This window comes from Mycolicibacter sp. MU0083, assembly GCF_963378075.1.
GTDB classification, from domain to species: domain Bacteria; phylum Actinomycetota; class Actinomycetes; order Mycobacteriales; family Mycobacteriaceae; genus Mycobacterium; species Mycobacterium kokjensenii.
In genome coordinates this window covers 1,430,253-1,453,561 of the sequence record NZ_OY726394.1, presented here as the reverse complement: position 1 = coordinate 1,453,561, position 23,309 = coordinate 1,430,253, and the positions used below count along the sequence as shown (strand labels likewise).

The 23,309-nt window shown below is 67.9% G+C and carries 19 protein-coding genes; 7 read left to right on the top strand and 12 right to left on the bottom strand.

Features of this window, described 5'->3' with window-relative positions; translation table 11 throughout:
• Nucleotides 1–104 precede the first annotated feature (104 nt).
• Together RCP38_RS06770 and RCP38_RS06765 are read left to right on the top strand one after the other, a co-directional pair.
• Complete coding sequence (locus RCP38_RS06770; protein WP_308476353.1) at nucleotides 105–1,757, top strand: (2,3-dihydroxybenzoyl)adenylate synthase; 1,653 nt, start codon at nucleotides 105–107, stop codon at nucleotides 1,755–1,757.
• Nucleotides 1,754–6,898 (top strand): type I polyketide synthase, encoded by a 5,145-nt coding sequence (locus RCP38_RS06765; protein WP_308476352.1) that lies wholly within the window; start codon nucleotides 1,754–1,756, stop codon nucleotides 6,896–6,898. The genes RCP38_RS06770 and RCP38_RS06765 overlap by 4 nt, the downstream gene beginning before the upstream one ends.
• A gap of 73 nt (nucleotides 6,899–6,971) precedes the next feature.
• Here the strand turns inward: RCP38_RS06765 and RCP38_RS06760 are convergent, their stop codons facing one another.
• Nucleotides 6,972–7,241 (bottom strand): metal-sensitive transcriptional regulator, encoded by a 270-nt coding sequence (locus RCP38_RS06760; RefSeq protein WP_308476351.1) that lies wholly within the window; start codon nucleotides 7,239–7,241, stop codon nucleotides 6,972–6,974.
• 264 nt (nucleotides 7,242–7,505) lie between these two features.
• Here RCP38_RS06760 and RCP38_RS06755 point away from each other — a divergent pair, with 264 nt between their 5' ends.
• Complete coding sequence (locus tag RCP38_RS06755; protein ID WP_373692456.1) at nucleotides 7,506–7,769, top strand: hypothetical protein; 264 nt, start codon at nucleotides 7,506–7,508, stop codon at nucleotides 7,767–7,769.
• Here RCP38_RS06755 and hemW read toward each other — a convergent pair.
• The 3 genes from hemW to RCP38_RS06740 are packed head-to-tail and all read right to left on the bottom strand — an operon-like array spanning nucleotide 7,766 to nucleotide 9,931.
• A complete protein-coding gene (gene hemW / locus RCP38_RS06750; RefSeq protein ID WP_308476349.1) occupies nucleotides 7,766–8,947 on the bottom strand; it encodes a radical SAM family heme chaperone HemW in 1,182 nt (393 codons plus the stop codon). The two genes, RCP38_RS06755 and hemW, sit on opposite strands and share 4 nt — an antisense overlap.
• Nucleotides 8,948–8,996: 49 nt before the next feature.
• Nucleotides 8,997–9,392 carry a transglycosylase family protein gene (locus tag RCP38_RS06745; RefSeq protein WP_308476348.1) on the bottom strand — a complete coding sequence of 132 codons (396 nt, stop codon included), beginning with the start codon at nucleotides 9,390–9,392 and terminating at the stop codon, nucleotides 8,997–8,999.
• Nucleotides 9,389–9,931 (bottom strand): hypothetical protein, encoded by a 543-nt coding sequence (locus tag RCP38_RS06740; RefSeq protein ID WP_308476347.1) that lies wholly within the window; start codon nucleotides 9,929–9,931, stop codon nucleotides 9,389–9,391. Before RCP38_RS06740 ends, RCP38_RS06745 begins: the two co-directional genes overlap by 4 nt.
• A gap of 400 nt (nucleotides 9,932–10,331) precedes the next feature.
• Here RCP38_RS06740 and RCP38_RS06735 point away from each other — a divergent pair, with 400 nt between their 5' ends.
• The 3 genes from RCP38_RS06735 to RCP38_RS06725 are packed head-to-tail and all read left to right on the top strand — an operon-like array spanning nucleotide 10,332 to nucleotide 13,461.
• On the top strand, nucleotides 10,332–12,017 hold the full coding sequence (locus RCP38_RS06735) for a nitrite/sulfite reductase (protein WP_308476346.1): 1,686 nt from the start codon (nucleotides 10,332–10,334) through the stop codon (nucleotides 12,015–12,017).
• Nucleotides 12,014–12,745: a phosphoadenylyl-sulfate reductase gene (locus RCP38_RS06730; RefSeq protein WP_308476345.1), complete on the top strand. Its 732-nt coding sequence runs from the start codon at nucleotides 12,014–12,016 to the stop codon at nucleotides 12,743–12,745. The genes RCP38_RS06735 and RCP38_RS06730 overlap by 4 nt, the downstream gene beginning before the upstream one ends.
• Nucleotides 12,724–13,461 (top strand): sirohydrochlorin chelatase, encoded by a 738-nt coding sequence (locus RCP38_RS06725; protein WP_308476344.1) that lies wholly within the window; start codon nucleotides 12,724–12,726, stop codon nucleotides 13,459–13,461. Before RCP38_RS06730 ends, RCP38_RS06725 begins: the two co-directional genes overlap by 22 nt.
• A 75-nt stretch (nucleotides 13,462–13,536) precedes the next feature.
• Here RCP38_RS06725 and RCP38_RS06720 read toward each other — a convergent pair whose 3' ends face one another.
• From RCP38_RS06720 to RCP38_RS06700, 5 genes are all read right to left on the bottom strand, one after another.
• Nucleotides 13,537–14,553, bottom strand: coding sequence for a sulfate/molybdate ABC transporter ATP-binding protein (locus RCP38_RS06720; RefSeq protein WP_308476343.1), 1,017 nt, complete (start codon nucleotides 14,551–14,553; stop codon nucleotides 13,537–13,539).
• A complete protein-coding gene (cysW, locus tag RCP38_RS06715) occupies nucleotides 14,550–15,365 on the bottom strand; it encodes a sulfate ABC transporter permease subunit CysW (RefSeq protein WP_308476342.1) in 816 nt (271 codons plus the stop codon). The genes RCP38_RS06720 and cysW overlap by 4 nt, the downstream gene beginning before the upstream one ends.
• 1 nt (nucleotide 15,366) lies before the next feature.
• The gene (gene cysT / locus RCP38_RS06710) at nucleotides 15,367–16,224 is read right to left on the bottom strand and encodes a sulfate ABC transporter permease subunit CysT (protein ID WP_308476341.1); all 858 of its coding nucleotides are present in this window, start codon (nucleotides 16,222–16,224) and stop codon (nucleotides 15,367–15,369) included.
• On the bottom strand, nucleotides 16,221–17,252 hold the full coding sequence (locus RCP38_RS06705; RefSeq protein ID WP_373692454.1) for an extracellular solute-binding protein: 1,032 nt from the start codon (nucleotides 17,250–17,252) through the stop codon (nucleotides 16,221–16,223). The genes cysT and RCP38_RS06705 overlap by 4 nt, the downstream gene beginning before the upstream one ends.
• A gap of 351 nt (nucleotides 17,253–17,603) precedes the next feature.
• Complete coding sequence (locus RCP38_RS06700) at nucleotides 17,604–17,801, bottom strand: hypothetical protein (RefSeq protein ID WP_308476340.1); 198 nt, start codon at nucleotides 17,799–17,801, stop codon at nucleotides 17,604–17,606.
• Between the two features lie 255 nt (nucleotides 17,802–18,056).
• Here RCP38_RS06700 and RCP38_RS06695 point away from each other — a divergent pair, with 255 nt between their 5' ends.
• Nucleotides 18,057–20,015 carry a glycoside hydrolase family 15 protein gene (locus RCP38_RS06695; RefSeq protein WP_373692501.1) on the top strand — a complete coding sequence of 653 codons (1,959 nt, stop codon included), beginning with the start codon at nucleotides 18,057–18,059 and terminating at the stop codon, nucleotides 20,013–20,015.
• Between the two features lie 27 nt (nucleotides 20,016–20,042).
• On the opposite strand, the gene RCP38_RS06690 is transcribed toward RCP38_RS06695, so the two are convergent.
• The 3 genes from RCP38_RS06690 to RCP38_RS06680 all read right to left on the bottom strand — a co-directional run bounded on the left by RCP38_RS06690 (nucleotide 20,043) and on the right by RCP38_RS06680 (nucleotide 23,292).
• On the bottom strand, nucleotides 20,043–20,804 hold the full coding sequence (locus RCP38_RS06690) for a sensor domain-containing protein (RefSeq protein ID WP_308476338.1): 762 nt from the start codon (nucleotides 20,802–20,804) through the stop codon (nucleotides 20,043–20,045).
• Nucleotides 20,801–22,651 carry a translation elongation factor 4 gene (gene lepA / locus RCP38_RS06685; RefSeq protein WP_308477098.1) on the bottom strand — a complete coding sequence of 617 codons (1,851 nt, stop codon included), beginning with the start codon at nucleotides 22,649–22,651 and terminating at the stop codon, nucleotides 20,801–20,803. Before lepA ends, RCP38_RS06690 begins: the two co-directional genes overlap by 4 nt.
• Before the next feature lie 116 nt (nucleotides 22,652–22,767).
• Nucleotides 22,768–23,292: a hypothetical protein gene (locus tag RCP38_RS06680; RefSeq protein ID WP_308476337.1), complete on the bottom strand. Its 525-nt coding sequence runs from the start codon at nucleotides 23,290–23,292 to the stop codon at nucleotides 22,768–22,770.
• Nucleotides 23,293–23,309: the final 17 nt, after the last annotated feature.

Sequence of the window (23,309 nt, the reverse complement as noted above, 5' to 3'; positions counted from 1 at the left end):
GCTCCCCTCGAATTAGTTAGTATAGGATGGCCTAACTTTGCGAAGGCTACCTCATGGGGGTCGGTCGCACATCACCACGATTGACCGAGGGGCGGTTCGACTGCATGAGTGCTGCACTCCGGCCTGAACACGGCGGGCTCATGACCGGCTTCGTACCGTTTCCCTCCGACCGTGCCGTGGAGTATCGACGAGCAGGCTACTGGGTCGGCAACACCGTGGACTCGATCCTCACCGCCGCGGCGAACCGGTGGCCGCAGCGGCCCGGGGCCATCGACGCCGACCGCAGCTACACCTTCGCCGAACTCGATTCCGCGGCCGACCGCTACGCGGCGGGCCTGGCACATCTCGGCATCGCGGCCGGCGACCGCGTGCTGGTTCAGCTGCCGAACTCGACGCAGTTCGCGCTGGCGTTCTTCGGCGTGCTGCGGGCCGGCGCCGTCCCGGTGATGTGCTTGCCGGGTCACCGGGCCGCCGAGCTCGGCCACTTCGCCGATGTAAGTGATGCCGTGGCACTGATCATCCCCGACCGTGCAGGCGGGTTCGACTATCGCGAACTCGCCGCACGAATCACCGACGGCCGCCCGCGACTGCGCCATGTCATCGTCGATGGCGATCCCGGCCCCTTCACCGCATGGTCGGTGGTCGCCCAGGGCACGGGTCCGTCCGTAGCGCGCGGCGACGTCGATACCACCGCACCCGCTCTGCTGCTGGTGTCGGGCGGCACGACCGGAATGCCCAAACTCATTCCGCGCACCCACGACGACTATGTCTACAACGTGACCGCGTGCGCGCAGGCGTGCGAACTGACGGGCGACGACGTCTACCTGGTGGCATTGCCCGCCGGCCACAATTTTCCGCTGGGCTGCCCGGGCATGTTGGGCGCTATGACGGTGGGCGCCGCCACCGTGTTCACCGCCGACCCCAGCCCTGAAGCCGCCTTCGCGCTGATCCACCGGCACGGGGTGACCGCGACCGCGTTGGTCAACGCGCTGGCGAAACTGTGGGCGCAGGCCTGCGATTGGGAGCCGAACCCGCCGACATCGCTGCGATTGCTGCAGGTGGGCGGATCCCGGATGGCCCCCGACGAAGCCCGCTACCTGCGCGAGACCCTGGGGCCGGGACTGCAACAGATTTTCGGCATGGCCGAGGGGATGCTGAACTTCACCCGCCCCGGCGATCCCGTTGAGGTTGTCGAGCAGACCCAGGGCCGGCCGATGTCACCGCACGACGAACTGCGCGTCGTCGACACCGACGGTAACGATGTCGCCCCCGGCGATGAAGGCGAACTGCTGGTCCGCGGACCGTACACGCTCAACGGCTACTACCGGGCCGATCAGGCCAATGCGCGGTCGTTCAGCCCCGACGGATTCTTCCGGACCGGAGACCAGGTGCGGATCTTCCCCGACGGTCCGCTCGCCGGCAACATCGAAGTCACCGGGCGGATCAAAGACGTGATTCACCGCGGCGGCGAGACTGTTTCGGCGTCCGACATCGAGGAGCACATCCTGACCCACCCGGCGGTCTCGGCAGCCGCAGCGATCGCGCTACCGGATGATTTCCTGGGCGAAAAAATCTGCGCTGCAGTGACTTTCAAGGGCAAGCAGATCGACCTCGCCGAACTCAACCGGCACCTGGACGAGCGTGGCGTCTCCGCCCATTCGCGCCCGGACATGCTCGTTGCGATGCCGTCGCTGCCCATCACCGCCGTCGGAAAAATCGACAAGAAACAGATCATCGCGCAGGTAGGCAGTCGATGACGACACCGCCCGTCCCCCCGCACGATCCGGTCGAGCCCATCGCCATCGTCGGCATCGGATGCCGCCTGGCCGGCGATGTCACCACACCGACGGACTTCTGGGAGTTTCTGCTCGACGGTCGCAGTGCGGTGCGGCAGGTGCCCCACGAGCGCTGGGAGCCGTATCTTCGGCGGGATCCACGCAACGCCGCGGTACTGCGCGACACCACCCCCTGGGGCAGCTTCTTAGCCGATCTGGCCGGCTTCGACGCCGAGTTCTTCGGCGTCTCACCGCGTGAGGCCGAACTGATGGATCCGCAGCAACGGCTCGCCGTCGAAGTGTGCTGGGAAGCCCTCGAACACGCCGGGATCGCACCCCGATCGCTGGCGGGCAGCGATACCGCGGTGCTGATGGGGGTCAACGCCGACGATTACGGCAAGTTGATCATGGAAGACCTGCCCGGTATCGAGGCCTGGACGGGAATCGGCACGGCGCTCTGCGGAGTGGCCAACCGGGTCTCACACCTGCTTGATCTTCGCGGCCCCAGTGTCGCCCTCGATGCGGCGTGCGCGGCGTCGCTGGTGGCAGTCCACCAGGCGTGTCAGCAACTGCGCACCGGCGAGACGTCACTGGCGCTGGCGGGCGGCGTGAGCGCGCTCATCGGGCCCGGCTTGACCCGCGTACTCGATCAGGCCGGAGCCACCGCACCCGACGGCCGGTCCAAAACCTTCGACATGGCCGCCGACGGCTACGGTCGCGGTGAAGGGGCCGCGGTGGTGGCGCTCAAGCGTCTCGACGACGCCAGGCGGGACGGCAACCCGGTACTGGCCGTGGTACGCGGTGGCGCCGTCGCGCATGACGGCAACACGCCGGGCATCATGTCGCCCAACGGTGCGGCCCAGGAAGAACTCTTCCGGCTGGTCTGTGAATCCGCCGAGATCGAACCCGCCAGCATCGACTTCGTCGAGGCGCACGGGACCGGCACACCGGTCGGTGACCGGGTTGAACTGGCCGCGCTTGCGGCGGTATACGGCGCCGGACGGCCCTCGAACGCACCGTGCCTCGTTGGATCGGTCAAGCCCAATACCGGGCACCTCGAGGGCGGGGCGGGCGTCGTCGGTCTCATCAAGGCGGCGCTGGCACTGCACCGAGAGGCCATCCCGCCGACCGCTGGGATCAGCAAACTCACGACCGCCATCGACTGGGCAGCCAGCGGCCTGCGGGTCCCCACCGAAACCGAGGCCTGGCCGAGACGGCAGGACAGGCCACGTCGCGCAGCGGTCTGCAGTTACGGTTACGGCGGCTCCATCGCCCACCTCGTGCTCGAAGAGGCACCGCTGCGCCCCGCCGAGTACCGCGGGCCGGCCGCGGAACCACCCTCGGCCCCGCCGATCGTCGTTCCGGTCTCCGCCCGCTCGCGTCCCCGACTCAGCAGGCAGGCCGACGCATTGGCCGGCCACCTCCGTGGCCGCGACTACTCCGTCGCTCAGGTGGCGGCGACACTGTGGACGCGGCGCTCGCACGAACGGATCCGCGCGGCCGTGCTCGCCGACAGCTGCGACGAACTGGTGGCCGGTCTGGATTCGCTGGCGAACGACGAGCAGCAACCTGACGTGGCCACCGGCACGGTCGTGCCCGGCGCATCGGCGGGCGCCGTCTGGGTCTTCTCCGGCCACGGATCGCACTGGGAGGGCATGGGCAGCGAACTATTGGCAAGCGAGCCCGCCTTCGCGGCAGTCATCGACGAGATCGATCCGGTGTTTCAAGCCGAGTTGGGGTTCTCCGCCCGCGAGGCGCTGAGCACCGGGGCACTGGGCACCACCGACCGGGTGCAGGCATTGACCTTCGCCATTCAGGCCGGGATCGCCGCATTGTTGACCGAGCGCGGCATCACTCCCGCCGCCATCATCGGTCATTCGGTCGGCGAGGTCGCCGCGTGTGTGGCGGCCGGTGTCTTCGACCTGGTGCACGGCGCCAAAGTCGCATGTTATCGGGCGCGCGGTTTCCGCGGTGTCGCCGGTCAGGGAGCGATGGCGCTGGTGGGGCTATCGTTCGAGGACGCACAACAACGGCTCTGCCAGCGCGACGACGTGGTCGCGGCGATCAGCTCCGCACCGGAATCGACGGTGGTCTCCGGAACCGTCGAGGCCATCGAGCAGCTCCAGCAACGCTGGCCGGACGACGGCATCTCGGTGCGTCGGGTAAACACCGATGTGGCGTTCCACAGCCCGCAGATGGATGGCCTCACCTCCCAGCTCGCCCGCCTGACCGCGGATCTCCCCCCGGCGGGCGAACCCTCCGTGCCGCTCTACTCGACCGCCCTGGCCGATCCTCGCTCGCCGGCGCCCCGCGACTCGCGCTACTGGGTAGCCAACCTGCGCGGGCAAGTGCGTTTCGCCGAGGCCGTTACCGCCGCGACGCAGGACGGGCACCGACTCTTCCTCGAGGTATCGGCCCATCCGGTGGTCTCACACTCGATTGCGGAAACGTTGCTACACACCGGGATCGACGAGTACGGGGTGGTCCCGACCTTGCGGCGTCAGCAGCCACAGCGGCGGGCGATCACCCATGCGCTGGCAGCGCTGTACTGCCACGGGGCGCCGTTCCCGCACGGTGTCCGCGCTGATTCGCCGTGGGCCGATGACCTGCCCGTCACCCGATGGCAGCATCAACGTTTTTGGCGCACTCCCACTCCGCCCCCCATCGGCGGTGGGATTCACGACGTCGACACCCACACCCTGCTGGGTGGCCGGGTGGATATCACCAGCGCCGTTCCGACCCGCATGTGGCAGACCGAGCTGACCATGTCCAACCGGCCCTATCCGGGCGACCATCCGGTGCAGGGCACCGAGATCGTGCCCGCCGCGGTGCTGTTGAACACGATGTTGACCGCCGCGACGACAGCCCTGGCAGACGTGCGATTGCGTACGCCGGTCGCGCCGGGACGAACCCGCCAACTCCAAGTGGTACTGCAGGAACACGCCCTGAGCCTGTCCTCGCGGATCGTGGAGTCCGATGACGCGGCTACCGAGGGTGGTTGGCTGACCCATTGCACCGCGGTGGCCGACGTCGACGACGACACCGCCGTGCCGGTCTTCGCACTGCCGACCGTGCAGCAACGCTGCACGGAGGTACTGCCCTCGACTCACGTCACCGATACTCTGGAATCGCTCGGGGTCGCCGCCATGGGATTCGAGTGGCAGATCCTGGAACTGCGTTGTGGGGAAGGGGAATTGCTGGCGCAGGTCAATGCGGAGCCGGACGGATCGGTGCCGTCGACCTGGGCTGGACTCCTCGATGCCGCAACATCGACGGCTTCGGTCCTGTTCAGCGACGCGGGACGGCTGAAGATGCCGGCACGTATCGAGCGGGTAGCCGTGCACGGCCCACCTTGCAGTCAGGCACTGCTGTACGTGCGACGGCGCGCAGCAGACGTGATCACCGATGTGGTGATCACCGATCTCGCCGGTACCGTCCTGGCCTCGATGACCGGCTTGGGCTTCGAAGATCTTGAGCGGTCCGGAGAACGTGAATCCGCCTTGGTCCACCGATTGGCGTGGCACCCGACACCGTGGACCGACGCCGATCGCCCCACCGACGTCACCCTGATCGGCGGCACCGACGAGACACGGGCATGGTGTACCCGCGACCTGGCCGCTGCCGGTGTGCCCACCCACAGCGTCGCGGACCCGGCAGAGCTGCCGTCGAGCGACGTGCGACTGGGTTCCGGAACCGTCGTCCTGGTGTTGACGGAACCGCAGGATGACGCCGACGTATCCATCGACTTGGTCTTGCGAACGCTGCAGTACCTGGCGGGACAGAACTCGGGCACGCGACTGTGGGCGCTCACCCGCAACGTTCACGAAGGCTCCGACATCGAGCAGGCGCCGCTGTGGGGAATCTCCCGCGTGGCCGCCGCCGAGCACCCGCAGCTCTGGGGCGGTGTCCTCGACGTTTCCGCTGAGCGGTCCGAACCGCCGAGCCTGCCCGTGCCCGTCCTCGGCTCCCTGGCGGGACACGGGGTCGTCGTGGTACGCGAGGGCATCGCTTACACAGCGCGTCTGGCCACGGCTCCGTGCGTCGGTGAACCGATGCGGTGTTCGCCGGGAGGTACGTACCTCATCACGGGGGGTACCGGCGCGCTCGGACGGCAGATGGCACACCGGTTGGTCGATCTCGGTGCCCGGCGCCTGGTGCTCGTGTCACGCTCGGGCATTCCGGACCGGGCAACAGCGGATTCCACAACCGACCACGAGGTTGCGCAAACCGTCCGATCGCTCGAGGAACGTGGCGTGTATGTCCGCGGGGCCGCCATCGATGTCGGCGCTCCCGGAGCTGCAGACGCCCTGCGATTCGCATTGCAGGACCTGCCGCCGGTGCTCGGGGTGGTGCATGCCGCCGGTATCGAAACCGGTGCACTGCTCACCGAGACAACGCTTGCTCAGGTCAAGGCCGCCATGCACGCGAAGGTCGCCGGCGCGCGGATCCTCGACGAGGTGTTCCCGCCGGGCACGCTGGACTGGATGGTGTTGTTCTCCTCCTGTGGTTATCTCACCGGTTTTCCGGGGCAGGGCGCGTACGCCTGCGGAAACGCGTATCTCGATGCGTTCGCCCGGCAACGACGCGCCCGCGGCGACCGAACCATCAGTGTCGCGTGGACGGCGTGGCGTGGTCTGGGCATGGGATCCACCTCCGGATTCGTCGCCGCGCAGCTGGAGTCCATGGGCATGCGAACCATCAGCGCCGACGATGCGATGTGGGCACTGGACCTGGCGATGCGCGATGACCAGGCCAACTCGGTGGTGCTGCCGGTCACTCCGGTCGCAGCATCGGTGGCGATGCTGGCCGACATCGCACCCGAGGAATCCGACGTCGTCGATTCGCTCGATCCGGTGCTGACGGGCTTGCCCGAGGACCCCATCGAGGCGTCCGACTGGGTGGCGGACCGGGTGCGTACGGCAGTCGCGAGCCAACTCGGTCTACCCGAGGACGGCATCGACCCCCACCTCCCGCTGGTCGAAATGGGCGTCGACTCGATCATGACCGTGGCCGTGCGACGACGACTGGAAAAGCAGATCGGACGGACGCTGTCGCCGACGCTGCTGTGGGAGCATCCGACGGCCGCCGCGGTGACGAAGAAGATCCTCGAACTGCTCGGCTGACCCGGTCCGCTCTTCGATGAAGCGCCGGCGTCAGCCATGCCGCATCATTCGATGCCGCGGCGGACGGAGCTGCTTAGGCCAGGGCGAGGAACAGTTTTTCCAGTTCTTCCTCGGTGAACGGGGCTTTTCCGCCCTCGGATCCGGCGCTCAGGCATTCGCGAAGCCCACTGGCGACGATCTTGAAGCCTGCCCGATCCAACGCGCGCGAGACCGCGGCGAGCTGGGTGACGACCTCCCTGCAGTCCCGGCCGCTTTCGATCATCGCGATCACACCGGCAAGCTGGCCTTGGGCACGGCGCAGCCGGTTCAGTATCGCTTTGACGTTCTCGTCGTCACCAACCACCTCAGGTCCTCTCCCCACGCAACTCGTTATACCCGCAAGGGTATCCCAACAGCGGGGTGTGCCCGCCGAATTCCACGGTGGGCGATCAGGGACGGCACCCGAGCTTCTGGCAGATCCGACCATGCGGTCACCGACGGGGACCCGCGCCCAGTGATACGTAACCGGCGTTCACGATTCGGTATCGGTCCGCACACAACCGTTGGCAACGGCAGCACCCGCACGGAATATAGAGAGATGCTAAGTATTCGCAAGTTCGTGGGATCGATGTTCGTAGCGACGGCCGCAACGGTGATCGCGGCGGCCCCGACAGGCGTGATGCTGATGACCGGTTCGGGGGGCAGTTCCGCCGTCGCCCAGCCGCACGGCGCCGGTGGCCCGGACGGCAACGGGGGCGGAGGCGGCTGCGGCCGCGACGCCGGTTGGCAGGGCTGCGGCGGCTTCGTTCCCGGCCAGGGCGGCTACGGGCACGGCTGCTTCCACGGCATCTGCGGCAGCTGGGACGGCGCGCGCGGCTGGTTCAGCGGCTAACCCAGCAGCGACCGCACCACCGCATCGGCGAGCAGCCGGCCACGATCGGTCAGGACCAGCCGCTCGCCGTCGCTGCTCAGCAGCCCGTCGCCGACGGCCACCTCGGCGCGCGCCCGTTCACCGGGATCCAGCACCGCCGACGCCAGCCCCTCGCGGGTCCGCAGCCGCAGCATGACGTCCTCGGTGTGCCGATCGGCGGCGGACAACTCCTCGAAACCCGCGACCGGCAAGGAACCGTCGGCGATCAGCTGCGCATAGGTGTTGGGGTGCTTGACATTCCACCACCGCAGCGCGCCGTCGTAACTGTGTGCGCCCGGCCCTGCACCCCACCACCGGCCACCGTTCCAGTAACCCAGGTTGTGTCGGCAGGCGGCACCGGGACGACTCCAATTGGAGACCTCGTACCAGTCCATCCCGGCCGCCCGCAGCCGAGCGTCGACCAATTCGTAGCGGTGCGCCAGCACATCGCCGTCGGGCGAGGGCAGTTCACCGCGCCGTACCCGGCGGGCCAGCGCGGTGCCGTCCTCCACGATCAAGCTGTAGGCCGAGACGTGGTCTGCGCCGGCCTCCAGCGCGGCGTCGACCGAACGCACGAGGTCGTCGTCGGTCTCACCGGGGGTGCCGTAGATCAGGTCGATGTTGAGGTGCTCGAAGCCCGCGGCCCGCGCTTCACGGGCGGCGGCCACCGGCCGGCCCGGTGAGTGGATGCGGTCCAGGGCGGCCAGCACCCGCGGCGACACCGACTGCATACCCAGCGACACCCGGGTGTAGCCGGCCGCCCGGATCGCCTCGAAGAACTCCGGCGACGTCGACTCCGGATTGGCTTCGGTGGTCACTTCGGCGTCGTCGGCCAGGCCGAAGTGCCGGCGCACCAGGTCCAGCACCCGGACCAGCCTCGCCGCGCCCAACAGTGACGGCGTCCCGCCGCCCACGAAGACCGTGTCGGCCCGCGGACCGCCCAGCCGGGCGGCGGCCAATTCCAGTTCCCCGGCCAATGCGGCCACCCAGGCGTCCGGGTTCACGCCGCCCAATTCCGCCGGGGTGTAGGTGTTGAAGTCGCAGTAGCCGCACCGGGCGAAACAGAACGGCACGTGCACATACACCCCGAACGGGGCGTCCTGGCCGGGCCGCGACGGCCCCACCGGGGGCAGTGCTACCGCAGTGGGGGTGGGGGTCATGGGGCCCGATCATCCCACGGCGGTGCGATCCGCGCCGTGCGTCCGCGGTTCAGTCGGCCTGCGCGACGGGTCTCTCGGCGTTGTCGTAGAGCTCGGTGACGTAGTGCGTCAGCGAACCGATCGGCGCCGAGTCGGACCCGACGCCGCGGGCCGCACACGCCGACCACGCACCCGGTCCCCGATTGGCCAGGATGCGGTTGGCCACCGCGATCTGTTGCTGCTGGGTGGCCTGCGAGGGCAACCCGTCCCCGCCGTTGGCGCGCCAGTCCTCGGCGCTGATCCCCAATCCGCCGTACGCCCCGTTACCGGTATCGGCCGACCAGTCTCCCCCGGACTCGCAGGAGGCGATGGCGTCCCAGTCGATGCGGTCGGCATAGGCATCACCGGCCGAATGGGCGGCGCCGATCAGCAGGACACCGGTCGCCACCGCTGTGAATTTCCTCATACCAACTCCACCTTGCTCGCCAGCCAACGCCCGTCGACCTTGTCCATCGTCAACCGGATCCGGCTGCGATCGAGCACGGGTTCGGGGTTGTCCGCATTACGCACGGCCTGGTTGACCAGCAGCACGATCACCGCGTGGTCGCGGCCGGCGGACTTCACCACCGCTTCGGCGATGTCGCCGCGCGCGGTCACCCGATTGTCGATCAGTTGCCGACGCAGCTTCACCCCGGCGCGGGTGTTCATCGTCCGAAGCTGGCCGGTCGCGCCGTCGGAGATCTGCGCGAAGTCGCGATCGATGTCGTCGGCGTCGATGTTGCTCAGCCGCAACACATATGCCTCGGCGACGGCCAGCGCCTGCTCACCGGCGAGATGGGTCTGATAGTGCCCGACCGCCAGCCACCCGCCGCCGCTCACGAGGGCGATCAGCGTCGTGATCCCCAGCCAGCGCCGCAACGTGGCACGACCGTTGGCCCGCCGTGGCGGATCGGTCACCGGCGGTGGTTCCCACACCGGTTCCCACCCGAAGTCGACGACACTCATCTGTCCCACCCGCCTTCCGATCGGCTTTTCGTTGACGGTGGCCCGCCGTCAGGCGCACCGCCCCGAGCCGTTCCGTTCCGTTCCCCCGGTCCGACCGCCGCGGCAGTCGGGCCCCAGATGAGTTTTGCTCACGCTGATCACAACTTTGCGCCGGTAGGGAAGATTTTCGGTATCCATGGCATAATCGCCGGTGTGACCGCCGCCTACTGCACCGCATCCGGGGTTGCCCTGGTGGCCCGGCGGCATATCGATCTCAAGCGTGTTTGCAGCTGTCGCTGTCTGCCTTGATGTCGTAGGACCGCCCACCTGTATTTTCCAGCTGGCCGCCGGATCTGCGTCGCCGGACAGTCGCCGGTGAACTGCGCGCAATCCCGCCAGCTCCTTTTACAAAGGAGAATCGATGACCGCCACCCCGACTGCTCCGCCGGCCAAAGCCAAGCCCAAGCGCAGCGAAGCCCAGTGGGCGCTCGGTGAGACCGAACCGGTCAACCACAACGAGCAGTTCAAGCAAGAGGACCCGGCCCTCAACGTGCGGGCCCGCATCGTCGACGTCTATTCCAAGCAGGGCTTCGACTCGATCGCCAAGGACGACCTGCGCGGCCGTTTCCGCTGGATGGGCCTCTACACCCAGCGCGAGCAGGGCTACGACGGCACCTTCACCGGCGACGAGAACGCCGACCTGCTGGAAGCCAAGTACTTCATGATGCGGGTGCGCTGCGACGGCAAGCCGCTGTCCGCGGAGGCGATGCGGACCCTCGGTCAGATCTCGGTCGACTTCGCGCGCAACACCGCCGACATCTCCGACCGCAACAACCTGCAGTACCACTGGATCGAGATCGAGAAGGTTCCCGAGATCTGGGACCGCCTGGATGCGGTCGGCCTGCAGACCACCGAGGCCTGCGGCGACTGCCCGCGCGGCATGCTCGGTTCACCGCTGGCCGGCGAGTCCCTCGACGAGGTGCTCGACCCGTCCCCCGCCCTGGACGAGATCGTCCGCCGCTACATCGGCAACCCCGAGTACGCCAACCTGCCGCGCAAGTTCAAGACCGCGGTCTCGGGCCTGCCCGACGTGGCGCACGAGATCAACGACGTCTCGTTCGTCGGCGTCAACCACCCCGAGCACGGCCCGGGCCTGGACCTGTGGGTCGGCGGCGGGCTGTCCACCAACCCGATGCTGGCCCAGCGCCTCGGCGCCTGGGTGCCGCTGGACGAGGTGCCCGACGTCTGGGAAGCGGTCACCGCGCTGTTCCGGGACTACGGTTACCGCCGGCTGCGGTCCAAGGCCCGGCTGAAATTCCTGGTCAAGGACTGGGGGCCGGAGAAGTTCCGCGAAGTCCTCGAGACCGAATACCTCAAGCGCCCGCTGATCGACGGACCGGCGCCGGCGCAGCCCACCGCCACCATCGATCACGTCGGGGTGCAGAAGACCCGCAACGGCCACAACGCGGTCGGGGTGGCCCCGATCTCCGGTCGGGTCAACGGTGAGATTCTGCTCAAGGTCGCCGAGCTGATGGAGCAGGTGGGCTCGGACCGGGCCCGCTTCACCCCCTACCAGAAGCTGGTCATCCTCGACGTGCCCGACGAGAAGCTCGACGGACTGCTCGCCGAGCTGGACGCACTGGGCCTGCCGGCCAACCCGTCGCCGTGGCGGCGCAACCTGATGGCCTGCACCGGGCTGGAGTACTGCAAGCTGTCGTTCGTCGAGACCCGGGTGCGCGCACAGAGCCTGGTCCCCGAACTCGAGCAGCGCCTCGACGACCTCAACGCGCTGCTGGACGTGCCGGTCACGGTCAACATCAACGGGTGCCCCAACTCCTGCGCCCGCATTCAGGTGGCCGACCTCGGGTTCAAGGGCCAGATGGTCGACGACGGCAACGGCAATTCGGTCCCCGGCTTCCAGGTGCTCCTCGGCGGCAGCCTCGGCGCCGACAGCGGGTTCGGCCGCAAACTACGCCAGCACAAGGTGTACAGCGCCGAACTGGGCGACTACATCGAGCGGGTGGTGCGCAACTTCATCAAGCAGCGCAACGCCGGTGAGCGTTTTGCGCAGTGGGCGGTGCGGGCCGAGGAGGACGACCTGCGATGAGGGCCCACAGCGAAGACGAGCTGCGGGCACTGGCCGCCCAGGGGGCGGCCGAGCTCGACGGGGCCGGCGCCACCGAACTGCTGGAGTGGACGAACGAGCACTTCGGCGGGGTCAACGGCCCGCGCGGCGGTGCCACCTGCAACTACGTGGTGGCCTCCAACATGGCAGACGCGGTGCTGGTGGACTTGGCGGCCAAGGTCCGCGCCGGGGTGCCGGTGCTGTTCCTCGACACCGGTTACCACTTCGCCGAGACCATCGGTACCCGCGACGCGGTCGAGGCGATGTATGACATCCAGTTGGTCAACGTCGCCCCGGAGCAGACCGTGGCCCAGCAGGACGCCGCCCACGGCAAGGACCTGTTCTCCTCCAATGCGGCCCTGTGCTGCAAACTGCGCAAGGTCGAGCCCCTGGCCCGCACGCTGCGCGGTTATTCGGCATGGGTGACCGGGTTGCGTCGGGTGGAGGCGCCGACCCGCGCCAACGCTCCGTTGATCAGCTTCGACGAGCAGTTCGGGCTGGTGAAGGTCAACCCGATCGCGGCGTGGAGCGACGACGAGTTCAACGCCTACATCGCCGACAACAACGTGCTGGTCAACCCGCTGGTCGACGAGGGGTACCCGTCCATCGGTTGCGCGCCGTGCACGGCGAAGCCGGCGGAGGGCGCCGACCCGCGCAGTGGACGCTGGGCCGGCCTGGCCAAGACCGAATGCGGGCTGCACGCCTCGTGACCACCACCCTGGTGCTGACCGCGCACGGCAGCCGGGATCCGCGTTCGGCCGCCAACACGCACGCGATCGCGGGACATCTGCGTCGGGTGGCACCGGAGTACGACGTGTGGGTGGCGTTCTGCGAACACAGCACCCCGAACCTGCGCGACGTGCTTCGCGACGTCGGTGACGACGCCGTGGTCGTCCCGTTCCTGCTGGCCAGCGCCTACCACGCGAGGGTCGACATCCCGGCGGTGATCGCCGAGTCCGGCGCCGCGGTGCAGATTGCCCCCACGCTCGGCGAGGACGACCGGCTGGTGCAGGTGCTCGGCGAGCGCCTGACGGCCGCCGGTGCGTCGCGGTTCGACCCCGAACTCGGCGTGGTGGTGGCGGCGGTGGGTTCCTCGCACGCCGCGGCCAATGCCCGTACCGCACGGATCGCGGCCCCGCTGTCCCACGGAACACGTTGGGCGGGCGTGGAAGTCGCGTTCGCCACCCAGGGACCGCAGCCGTCGCTACCGGAAGCCGTCGACCGTCTGCGTGCGCGCGGCGCGACCCGGCTGATGATCGCCCCGTGGTTCCTGGCGCACGGCCGGATCACCGACGGTATCGCCGGCTACGCGGCTCGGAACGGCATCGCGATGGCCGAACCGCTGGGCGCGCACCGGTTGGTGGCGGCGACGGTGCTCGACCGGGTGGAAGCGGCACTCGCCGCCGCCCGGATCGCCGCCGCCTGACCGACCGCGAGATCCCGCTGACGCGGCGCGCTACTCGAACCAATCCTGCGTGAAGCCGATCTCGCGAGCAGATCTCTAGGCCGGCGCCGGCTCCACGTCCGCCAGCGGCGGCACCCGGGTGGCTCGCACGTAGACGGTGTCACCCTCGGCCAGCTTGAGCGCTTCGGCGTCGCCGCGGGTGATCTGCGCGATGAACGGCACCTTGGTGGCGGCGTCGGTCAGCTCGACCCGGACCTCGAAACCGAGCGCTACCACCCGCTCGACGACGGCACGGACCACGCCGACCGCGTCGGCGCCGTCGGCCGCGGCGACCGCCATGTCGGGGGTGCGTCCGACCCGGATGTCATGCGGGCGGACCAGGGCGCCGTTGAGTGAGGAGACCGCCCCCAGGAACGACATCACGAACGCGTTCGCCGGGGCGTCGTAGACCTCGGTCGGGGTGCCCAACTGCTCGATGCGCCCCTGGTTGAGCACGGCGATGCGGTCGGCGACGTCGAGGGCCTCGGCCTGGTCGTGGGTGACCAGCACGGTGGTGACGTGCACCTCGTCGTGCAGGCGACGCAGCCAGGCCCGAAGGTCTTCACGGACCTTGGCGTCCAGCGCGCCGAACGGCTCGTCGAGCAGCAGCACCTTGGGGTCCACCGCCAACGCTCGCGCCAGCGCCATCCGCTGACGCTGGCCGCCGGAGAGCTGGTTCGGGTAACGCGTCTGAAAACCGCTGAGCCCCACCACTTCCAGCAGGTTGTCGACCTTCTCCTTGATTTCAGCCTTGGGCCGCTTGCGGATCTTCAACCCGAACGCCACGTTGTCGCGGACCGTCATGTGCTTGAACGCCGCGTAGTGCTGGAAGACGAACCCGATGCCCCGGCGCTGCGGCGAGATGCCGGTGACGTCGACGCCGTTGATGGTGACGGTGCCGCTGTCCGGGTGGTCCAGGCCGGCGATCGCGCGCAGCAACGTCGACTTCCCCGAACCACTGGGTCCCAGCAGCGCCGTCAGCGAACCGGCGGGCACCTCGAAGTCGACGTTGTCCAGTGCGACGAAGTCGCCGTAACGCTTGTTCGCTCCGCGCACCGAGATTGCGTTGCTCATTTGTCTCCCTTTCCGGCCCGCCGCATATCGAGCACCACCTGAACGATCAGAACCAGCACCGATACCGACATCAGCAATGTGGACAAGGCGTAGGCGCCGTATTCGGCACCGCGGTTGTAGCGGTCGGACACCAGCAGCGTCAGCGTCTGCGACTTGCCGGGCAGATTGGACGACACGATCAGCACCGCCCCGTACTCACCCAGGGTCCGGGCCACGGTCAGCACGATCCCGTAGGTCAGCCCCCAGCGAATGGAGGGCAGCGTGATCCGCCAGAACGTCTGCCAGGCGTTGGAACCCAGCGTCGCCGCCGCTTCCTCCATGTCAGTGCCCAGTTCGTGCAGCACCGGTTCGACTTCCCTGATCACGAAGGGCAGGGTGACGAAGATGCTGGCCAAGACGATCCCGGGCAGTCCGAAGATGATCTTGATGCCCCAGTCGTTCTCCACGAAGCCCAGCAGTCCGGCCGACCCCCACAGCACGATCAGCGCCACACCGACGATCACGGGCGAGACCGCGAACGGCAGATCGATGACCGCCTGCAGCACACCCTTGCCGCGAAACTTGCTGCGGGCCAGCACCAACGCCGTGGGGATACCGAAGACGACGTTGAGCGGAACCACGATCGCGACCACCAGCAGCGACAACTGCAGTGCCGAGATCGCCGCCGGGGTGGAGATATAGGCGAAGAACTGTCCCAGACCCGGCTCGAAACTGCGCCACAGGATCAACGACACCGGGACGATCAACAGCAGCCCCAGATAGGTCACCGCCAGGAAGCGGAACAGGTAGCGGATTGCCGGCGACGACGTCATGTCAGGAGTTCTCCTGCCGCTTGGTCACCCGTGCCCCCACCACCCGCAACCCGAGCAGGACCAGGAAGGAGATCGCCAGCAGTACCAGGGAGATCGCCGCGGCACCGGTGCGGTCGTCGTTCTCGATCAGGGTGCGGATCCACTGCGAGGACACCTCGGTCTTGCCGGGCACCGCGCCGCCGATCAACACCACCGAACCGAATTCGCCGATAGCCCGCGAGAACGCCAGCCCTGCTCCGGTCAACAGCGCCGGCAGCAGCGACGGCAGCACCACCACGCGGAAGATCGTCGGGCCCGAGGCGCCCAGCGATGCGGCGGCCTCTTCCACTTCGCGGTCGATCTCCAGCAGCACGGGCTGTACCGCGCGCACCACGAACGGCAGCGTGACGAACGCCAGGGCCAATCCCACGCCCCAGGCGGTGTGCTGCAGGTGCACGTTCACCGGGCTGGCGGGCCCGTACAGCGCGAGCATCACCAGGCTGGCGACGATGGTGGGCAGCGCGAAGGGCAGATCGATGATCACATCGATGAAGCGCTTGCCGACGAAGTCGTCGCGCACCAGTACCCAGGCGATCAACAGGCCGAACACCACATTGACCACGGTGACCCCGACCGCGATCGTCAACGTCACCCGGAACGACTGCAGCGCGGCGTGCGAGGTGACCGCCAACTGGAATGCCTTCCAGCCTCCGCCGCCGGCCTGCCAGGTGATCGCGGCCAGCGGCGCCAAGACGATCAGGGACAGCCACACGACCGCGGCACCCACCCGCAGCGAGGCACCCTCGCGGCGCAGCCCCGAAGAGACCGGCGGCCCGCCTTCACCGGACCGGGTCGCTTCGGTCACCACCACCTCGCTCATCCGGTGGCCTGGGTGTAGAGCTTGGTGATGGCGCCGTTCTCCTTGTCGAACAGGCTGTCGTCGACGACATCCCAGCCGCCGAGATCGGCGATCGTCCACAGCTTGTCCGGGTCCGGGAACACCGGCCGGTACTCGGCGGCGATGCTCGGATCGGCGGGGCGGAAGCCGGCTTCGGCCCAGAGTCGTTGCGCGGTGGCCGTGTACTGGAAGTTCTTGAACGCGGTGACGGTGTCCAGATTCCGGCTGTCCGTCACCACCGCCAGCGGGTTCTCGATCTTGAAGGTCTGCGATGGGTTGATGTGCTCCACCGGCTTGCCCTTGCGCTCGACCGCGATGGCCTCGTTCTCGTAGCTGATCAACACGTCCCCGCTGCCCTGCAGGAATACGTCGGTGGCTTCGCGTCCGGAACCGGGGCGCAGTTTGAAATGGTCACCGACCAGCTTGTCGATGAAATCCAGGCCGGCCTGCGGGTCCTTGCCGCCGGCACTCTTGACCGCGTACGGGGCCAGCAGGTTCCACTTGGCCGATCCCGAGCTCAGCGGGCTGGGGCTGATCACCTCGACCCCGGGCCGCAGCAGGTCGTCCCAGTCCTTGATGCGTTTGGGGTTGCCCTGCCGCACCACCAGGGTCACCACCGAGCCGAACGGGATGCCCTTGGTGACGTCGGCGTTCCAGTCCTCGGCCACTTTGCCCGCCTTCACCAGGCGAGTGACGTCGGGTTCCACCGAGAAGTTCACGATGTCCGCAGGTTTGCCGTTGGCGACACCACGCGACTGGTCGCCCGAGGCGCCGTAGGAGGTGACGACCTGGACGTCGGCACCCGCCTCGGTGTCGTAGAAGGCCGGAATCACCTTGCTCCAGCCGGGCTCGGGAACCGCGTAGGCGACCAGCGTCAACGTGGTGTGCGCATCCGAACGCTCGGCGCCCCCGACCACATCACTGGGACCGCCTCCACACCCGGCAAGCGTGGTGGCCGCCATGGCGGCGGCCAGTGCCAGCGCGACTCTGCGCGCAATGGTGTTGGGCATTGGTGACCTTTCCGGGCGAAACCGTATGGACGTCGGCAAGAATGCGTGTCCGTCGGATCGCGAAAGGCGTTGGCTGCTACAGATCGTGCGTCAACAATGACGACAGCGCTGCGCCGACGGGTGCAGGATCAGCGACAACAGTGCACGTCGGCCACAGCGGAAGTAGTCACGGTGTGCATCGGGAACGCCACCAGGGGGCGCCGCCGGTCACCGGTCGCTGCGAACATGCGGGGAAGCATAACAGAGGTCGGCCGCCTCCCCCGAGGCCGCGCGGTCAGCGGGTCAGCAGCCAGCTGATGATCACCAGGGCCATCAAGCCGACCAAGGCCAGGGTCACCTGTGAACGCGGCATCAGGGCGCTCCACCGTTGCGACCGGGACGAAAGCGGTCCCGCACTTTGATTCCCTCCCCGAGCATCGCGTCCAGCGCGCACGCCAGACCGTAGGCCAGCAGCAGCACCACCGGCATCACCACTGCGGTCTGCACGACGAATCCGAGCCCGGAGAGCCACAGCTCGACACCGTCCCACCAGCGCAGGAAGCCAACCACCCCGCCTACCTTAGCGGTGATCGCGAGCATGGCGAAGCCGGGCGAGGCGGGTCACCGCCATCAACCCAGCGGTGATCGCGAGCGCGGCGAAGCCGGGCGAGGCTCGCCGGCGTCGACCGATTCGGGTAGACGTGACGGCAAGAGTCCAGCGATGATGGCCGCATGGACCTGCACACCCCACCGGGCGATGCACCCGCCAAGACATCAGCGACGCACAGCGGCGCAACGGCAGCGACCGAGACCGCCATCCCGCCGGTGCCGCCGCTGTCCGCGACGGCACCGGTCCCCTATGCCGCGGCGACCAATCAGGTACGGAATCCGTTTCCGCCGATCGCCGACTACGCGTTCCTGTCCGACTGCGAGAACACCTGCTTGATCTCCGCGGCCGGTTCGGTGGAGTGGATGTGCGTTCCGCGCCCGGATTCCCCCAGTGTCTTCGGTGCACTCTTAGACCGCAGCGCCGGGCACTTCCGGCTCGGGCCCTACGGGGTGTCGGTGCCGGCGGCACGCCGCTACCTGCCCGGCAGTCCGATCATGGAGACCACCTGGCAGACCCACACCGGTTGGCTGATCGTGCGCGACGCGCTGGTGATGGGCAAGTGGCACGACATCGAGGCACGGTCTCAGACCCATCGGCGGACTCCCACCGATTGGGATGCCGAGCACATCCTGCTGCGCACGGTGCGGTGCGTCAGCGGCACCGTCGAATTGACCATGAGCTGTGAGCCGGCCTTCGACTATCACCGCACCAGTGCCACCTGGGAGTACTCCGCCAACGCCTACGGCGAGGCGATCGCCCGTGCCCGCCACAATCCGGACTCGCATCCGACACTGCGGTTGACGACGAACCTGCGGCTGGGCCTGGAGGGCCGCGAAGCCCGGGCCCGTACCCGGCTGACCGAGGGCGACGACGTCTTCGTCGCGTTGAGCTGGTCGAGGCATCCGGCACCGCAGAGCTATGCCGAAGCCGCCGACAAGATGTGGAACACCACCGAGTGCTGGCGGCAGTGGATCAACATCGGCAATTTCCCGGACCATCCGTGGCGGGTGTATCTGCAGCGCAGCGCGCTGACGTTGAAGGGACTGACCTATTCGCCGACCGGCGCGCTGCTGGCTGCACCCACCACATCCCTGCCGGAAACCCCTCAGGGGGAACGGAATTGGGACTACCGGTACAGCTGGGTGCGCGATTCGGCGTTCACCCTGTGGGGTCTGTACACGTTGGGGTTGGACCGCGAGGCCGACGACTTCTTCTCGTTCATCGCCGACGTGTCGGGTGTCAACAACGGACAGCAGCATCCCCTGCAGGTGATGTACGGGGTCGGCGGGGAACACGAGCTGGCCGAGCAGGAATTGGATCACCTGTCCGGCTATGACAACGCTCGACCGGTCCGGATCGGCAACGGCGCGTTCAACCAGGAACAGCACGACATCTGGGGCACCATGCTCGACTCGGTGTACCTGCACGCGAGATCCCGCGAGCAGATCCCCGAAACCCTGTGGCCGGTGCTCAAACGCCAGGTGGAGGAGGCCATCAAACACTGGCGCGAACCCGACCGCGGCATCTGGGAGGTGCGCGGCGAGCCGAAGCATTTCACGTCGTCGAAGGTGATGTGCTGGGTGGCGCTGGACCGCGGGTCGAAGCTCGCCGAATTGCAGGGCGAGGTGTCCTATGCCAAGCAGTGGCGGGCGATCGCCGAGGAGATCAAGGCCGACGTGCTGGAGCATGGGGTCGATTCTCGCGGGGTGCTGACCCAGGCATACGGCACCGATGCGCTCGACGCCTCGTTGCTGCTGGTGGTGCTGACCCGGTTCCTGCCGGCCGACGACCCGCGGGTGCGCGCCACGGTGATGGCGATCGCCGACGAACTCACCGAGGACGGCCTGGTACTGCGGTACCGCACCGAGGAGACCGACGACGGTCTGTCCGGGGCCGAAGGCGCCTTCACGATCTGCTCGTTCTGGCTGGTTTCGGCGTTGGTGGAGATCGGCGAGATCAGCCGGGCCAAGCATCTGTGCGAGCGACTGTTGTCGTTCGCCAGCCCGCTGCACCTCTACGCCGAGGAGATCGAACCCCGTACCGGGCGGCACCTGGGCAACTTCCCGCAGGCGTTCACCCACCTGGCGCTGATCAACGCGGTCGTCCACGTGATCCGCGCCGAGGAAGAAGCCGATTCCACCGGAGGTTTCCAGCCCGCGAATGCGCCGATGTAGCACCAGCGCGTTGGCGTTCGGCGGGGTTTAGCCGGTCAGGCTGCGAACCTTGTCCAGCATCGCCCGGGCCAGGTCGGCCGCGGTGGTGTCCCCGGCGGGCGGTACCGCCGATTCGTCGTCCTCATCGGCGAACCAGAACACGTCGACGTCGACGATGCAGTTCACCCGTACCGCCAGCGCCCGCGAAACCCGCAGTCCCGCATCGCCGTCCACCGTGGTGTGCACGACGGCGGTGAGCACGGTGCCGTCGTTGGCGACGTCGGTGACCTCCCCGGACGTCTCGTCATCCGCTCCGCCGTCGCGGATCACCACAGCCCCGTCGCAACTGCCCCACCGGCGCGCGAACTCCTCGAAGAGCGCGTCGGCGTCGGCCGCACTGCCCAACGCGATCACCGCCTCGGCCACACCGGTCAGCGGCGAGTCCTCGCTGGTGCTGTCCCAGAACTCGTGCGCCACGTCGCGCACTCCGCCGGAGCTGTAGACCTCGCGCTGGCCCCCGACCGCGGCACCGATGCAGTCGTGCGGTTCGGCCGATTCCCAGCCGTCGGGTAGTTCGTCGAGACCGCCGAAGCGCGGCGGCAGGGAGGGATCACTGCGGAAGGGTTGGCCGGCGAGCTTCGACAACTCGGCGTCGTCGAGCAGCACCTGCCGCACCGCCATCCCGGTCACCGGGGTCGGCGCCAGATCGGGTGCGGGCCGGACGGCTCCGGTGACCACCGTGGTGCATCCGCCGACGGGCAGCACGACCGCCAGCGCACCCGCTGCGACCGCTACTGCCCGGGCGATCACTGCTTCTTGGCCTTGTCCCCGGCGGCATCGGTGGACAACGCCGCCACGAACGCCTCCTGCGGCACGTCGACGCGCCCGATGGTCTTCATCCGCTTCTTGCCCTCTTTCTGCTTTTCCAGCAGTTTGCGCTTGCGGGTGATGTCACCGCCGTAGCACTTCGACAGCACGTCCTTGCGGATGGCCCGAATGTTTTCCCGGGCAATGATCTTCGATCCGATCGCGGCCTGCACCGGCACTTCGAACTGCTGGCGCGGGATCAATTCCTTGAGCTTGGTGGTCATCTTGTTGCCGTAGGCCGAAGCCGAGTCCTTGTGCACGATCGCACTGAAGGCGTCCACCGCCTCGCCCTGCAACAGGATGTCGACCTTGACCAGGTCGGCCTCCTGCTCCCCGGCCTCCTCGTAGTCCAGGCTGGCGTAGCCGCGGGTGCGCGACTTCAGCGAATCGAAGAAGTCGAAGATGATCTCGCCCAACGGCATCGTGTAGCGCAGTTCCACGCGCTCCGGCGAGAGGTAGTCCATGCCGCCCAGTTCGCCGCGCCGAGACTGGCACAGTTCCATGATGGTGCCGACGAATTCACTCGGCGCGATCACGGTGGTCTTGACGACCGGTTCGAAGACGGTGCGGATCTTGCCTTCCGGCCAGTCCGACGGGTTGGTGACGACGATCTCGCTGCCATCCTCGGCGATCACCCGGTAGACCACGTTGGGCGAGGTGGAGATCAGGTCCAGGTCGAACTCGCGTTCCAGGCGCTCCCGGGTGATCTCCATGTGCAGCAGGCCCAGGAAGCCACACCGGAAGCCGAAGCCCAACGCCACCGAGGTCTCCGGCTCGTAGGTCAACGCGGCGTCGTTGAGCTGCAACTTGTCCAGGGCATCACGCAGGTTCGGGTAGTCCGACCCGTCCACCGGGTACAGCCCGGAATAGACCATCGGTTTGGGCTCGCGGTAGCCGGTCAGCGCCTCGGCCGCACCGCCGCGCGCGGTGGTGACGGTGTCGCCGACCTTCGATTGCCGCACGTCTTTCACACCGGTGATCAGGTAGCCGACCTCGCCGACGCCGAGTCCCCTGGCCGCCTTGGGTTCCGGGGAGACGATCCCGACCTCGAGCAGTTCATGGGTGGCGCCGGTGGACATCATCGCGATCTTCTCGCGCGGGGTGATCTTGCCGTCGACGACACGGACATAGGTGACCACGCCGCGGTAGATGTCGTAGACGGAGTCGAAGATCATCGCCCGGGTGGGCGCGTCGGCGTCGCCGGTGGGCGCCGGCACGTGCTTGACGACTTCGTCGAGCAGTTCGGCCACGCCCTCGCCGGTCTTGCCCGACACCTTGAGCACGTCGCCGGGTTCGCAGCCGATGATGTGGGCCAGTTCGGCGGCGTAGCGCTCCGGGTCGGCGGCGGGCAGGTCGATCTTGTTCAGTACCGGGATGATGGTCAGGTCGCGGTCCAGCGCCAGATACAGGTTGGCCAGTGTCTGGGCCTCGATGCCCTGGGCGGCGTCGACCAGCAGGATGGCACCCTCGCAGGCCTCCAGTGCGCGCGACACCTCGTAGGTGAAGTCGACGTGGCCGGGGGTGTCGATCAGGTGCAGGACGAACTGCTCGTCGTTGAACGTCCACGGCAGGCGCACGTTCTGCGCCTTGATGGTGATGCCGCGCTCCCGTTCGATGTCCATCCGGTCGAGGTACTGGGCCCGCATCGATCGGTCGTCGACGACGCCGGTGAGCTGCAGCATCCGGTCGGCCAGGGTGGATTTGCCGTGGTCGATGTGAGCGATGATGCAGAAGTTCCGTATCTGCGCCGGCGCGGTGAAGGTCTGGTCGGCGAAACTGCTGATGGGAATCTCCTGGTGAACGGGCGGGTGGTGGTGCCTACTGCCTAGTCAGGGTAGCGAGGCGGGGCCCGCAAAACGAAACCCCCGAAGACGCGTCTTCGGGGGTTTGCGTTTCCGAGCGAAAACTAGACCTCGATAGTCCCGAAGTCGAAGTAACCGAAGATGTCGTTGACACCCTGCTCCAGGAAGTAGCCGACGGCGTCCGCCACGGTGCCACCTTCCAGCGCGGCCTCGATGTTGGCCGACGAGCCCAGCAGATCCTCCGCGGTGATCAAGTCACCGTCGTTCAACACCGCATACAACCCGACGTTGAAGGCGTCGTAGAAGTTGATCGTCGCGCCGTTGAACAGGCCGTAGGCGCCCGGTACCGATGCCACGTTGTCCGGGTTGAAGCCGTAGAGCAACGACAGGAACGCCTCGTTGTCGGTGCTGTCGGGGCTGAGGGTATCGAACGCGCCGTCGGCCTTGACGATGTCGTCGGAGTCGACGCCGGCCAACATCGCCCCGGTCTCGAACAGGAAGTTCATCGACTGGATCTCGCCCGCCAGAATGCTGTTGAAGTCGAATTCGTCGTCCGCCGCCGACGCCAGCGGCGTCAGGGCAATGGCGGCACCGGCCGCCAGACCGGTGAGCACTCCGAACTTACGCATGATCGTTTCCCCCACTA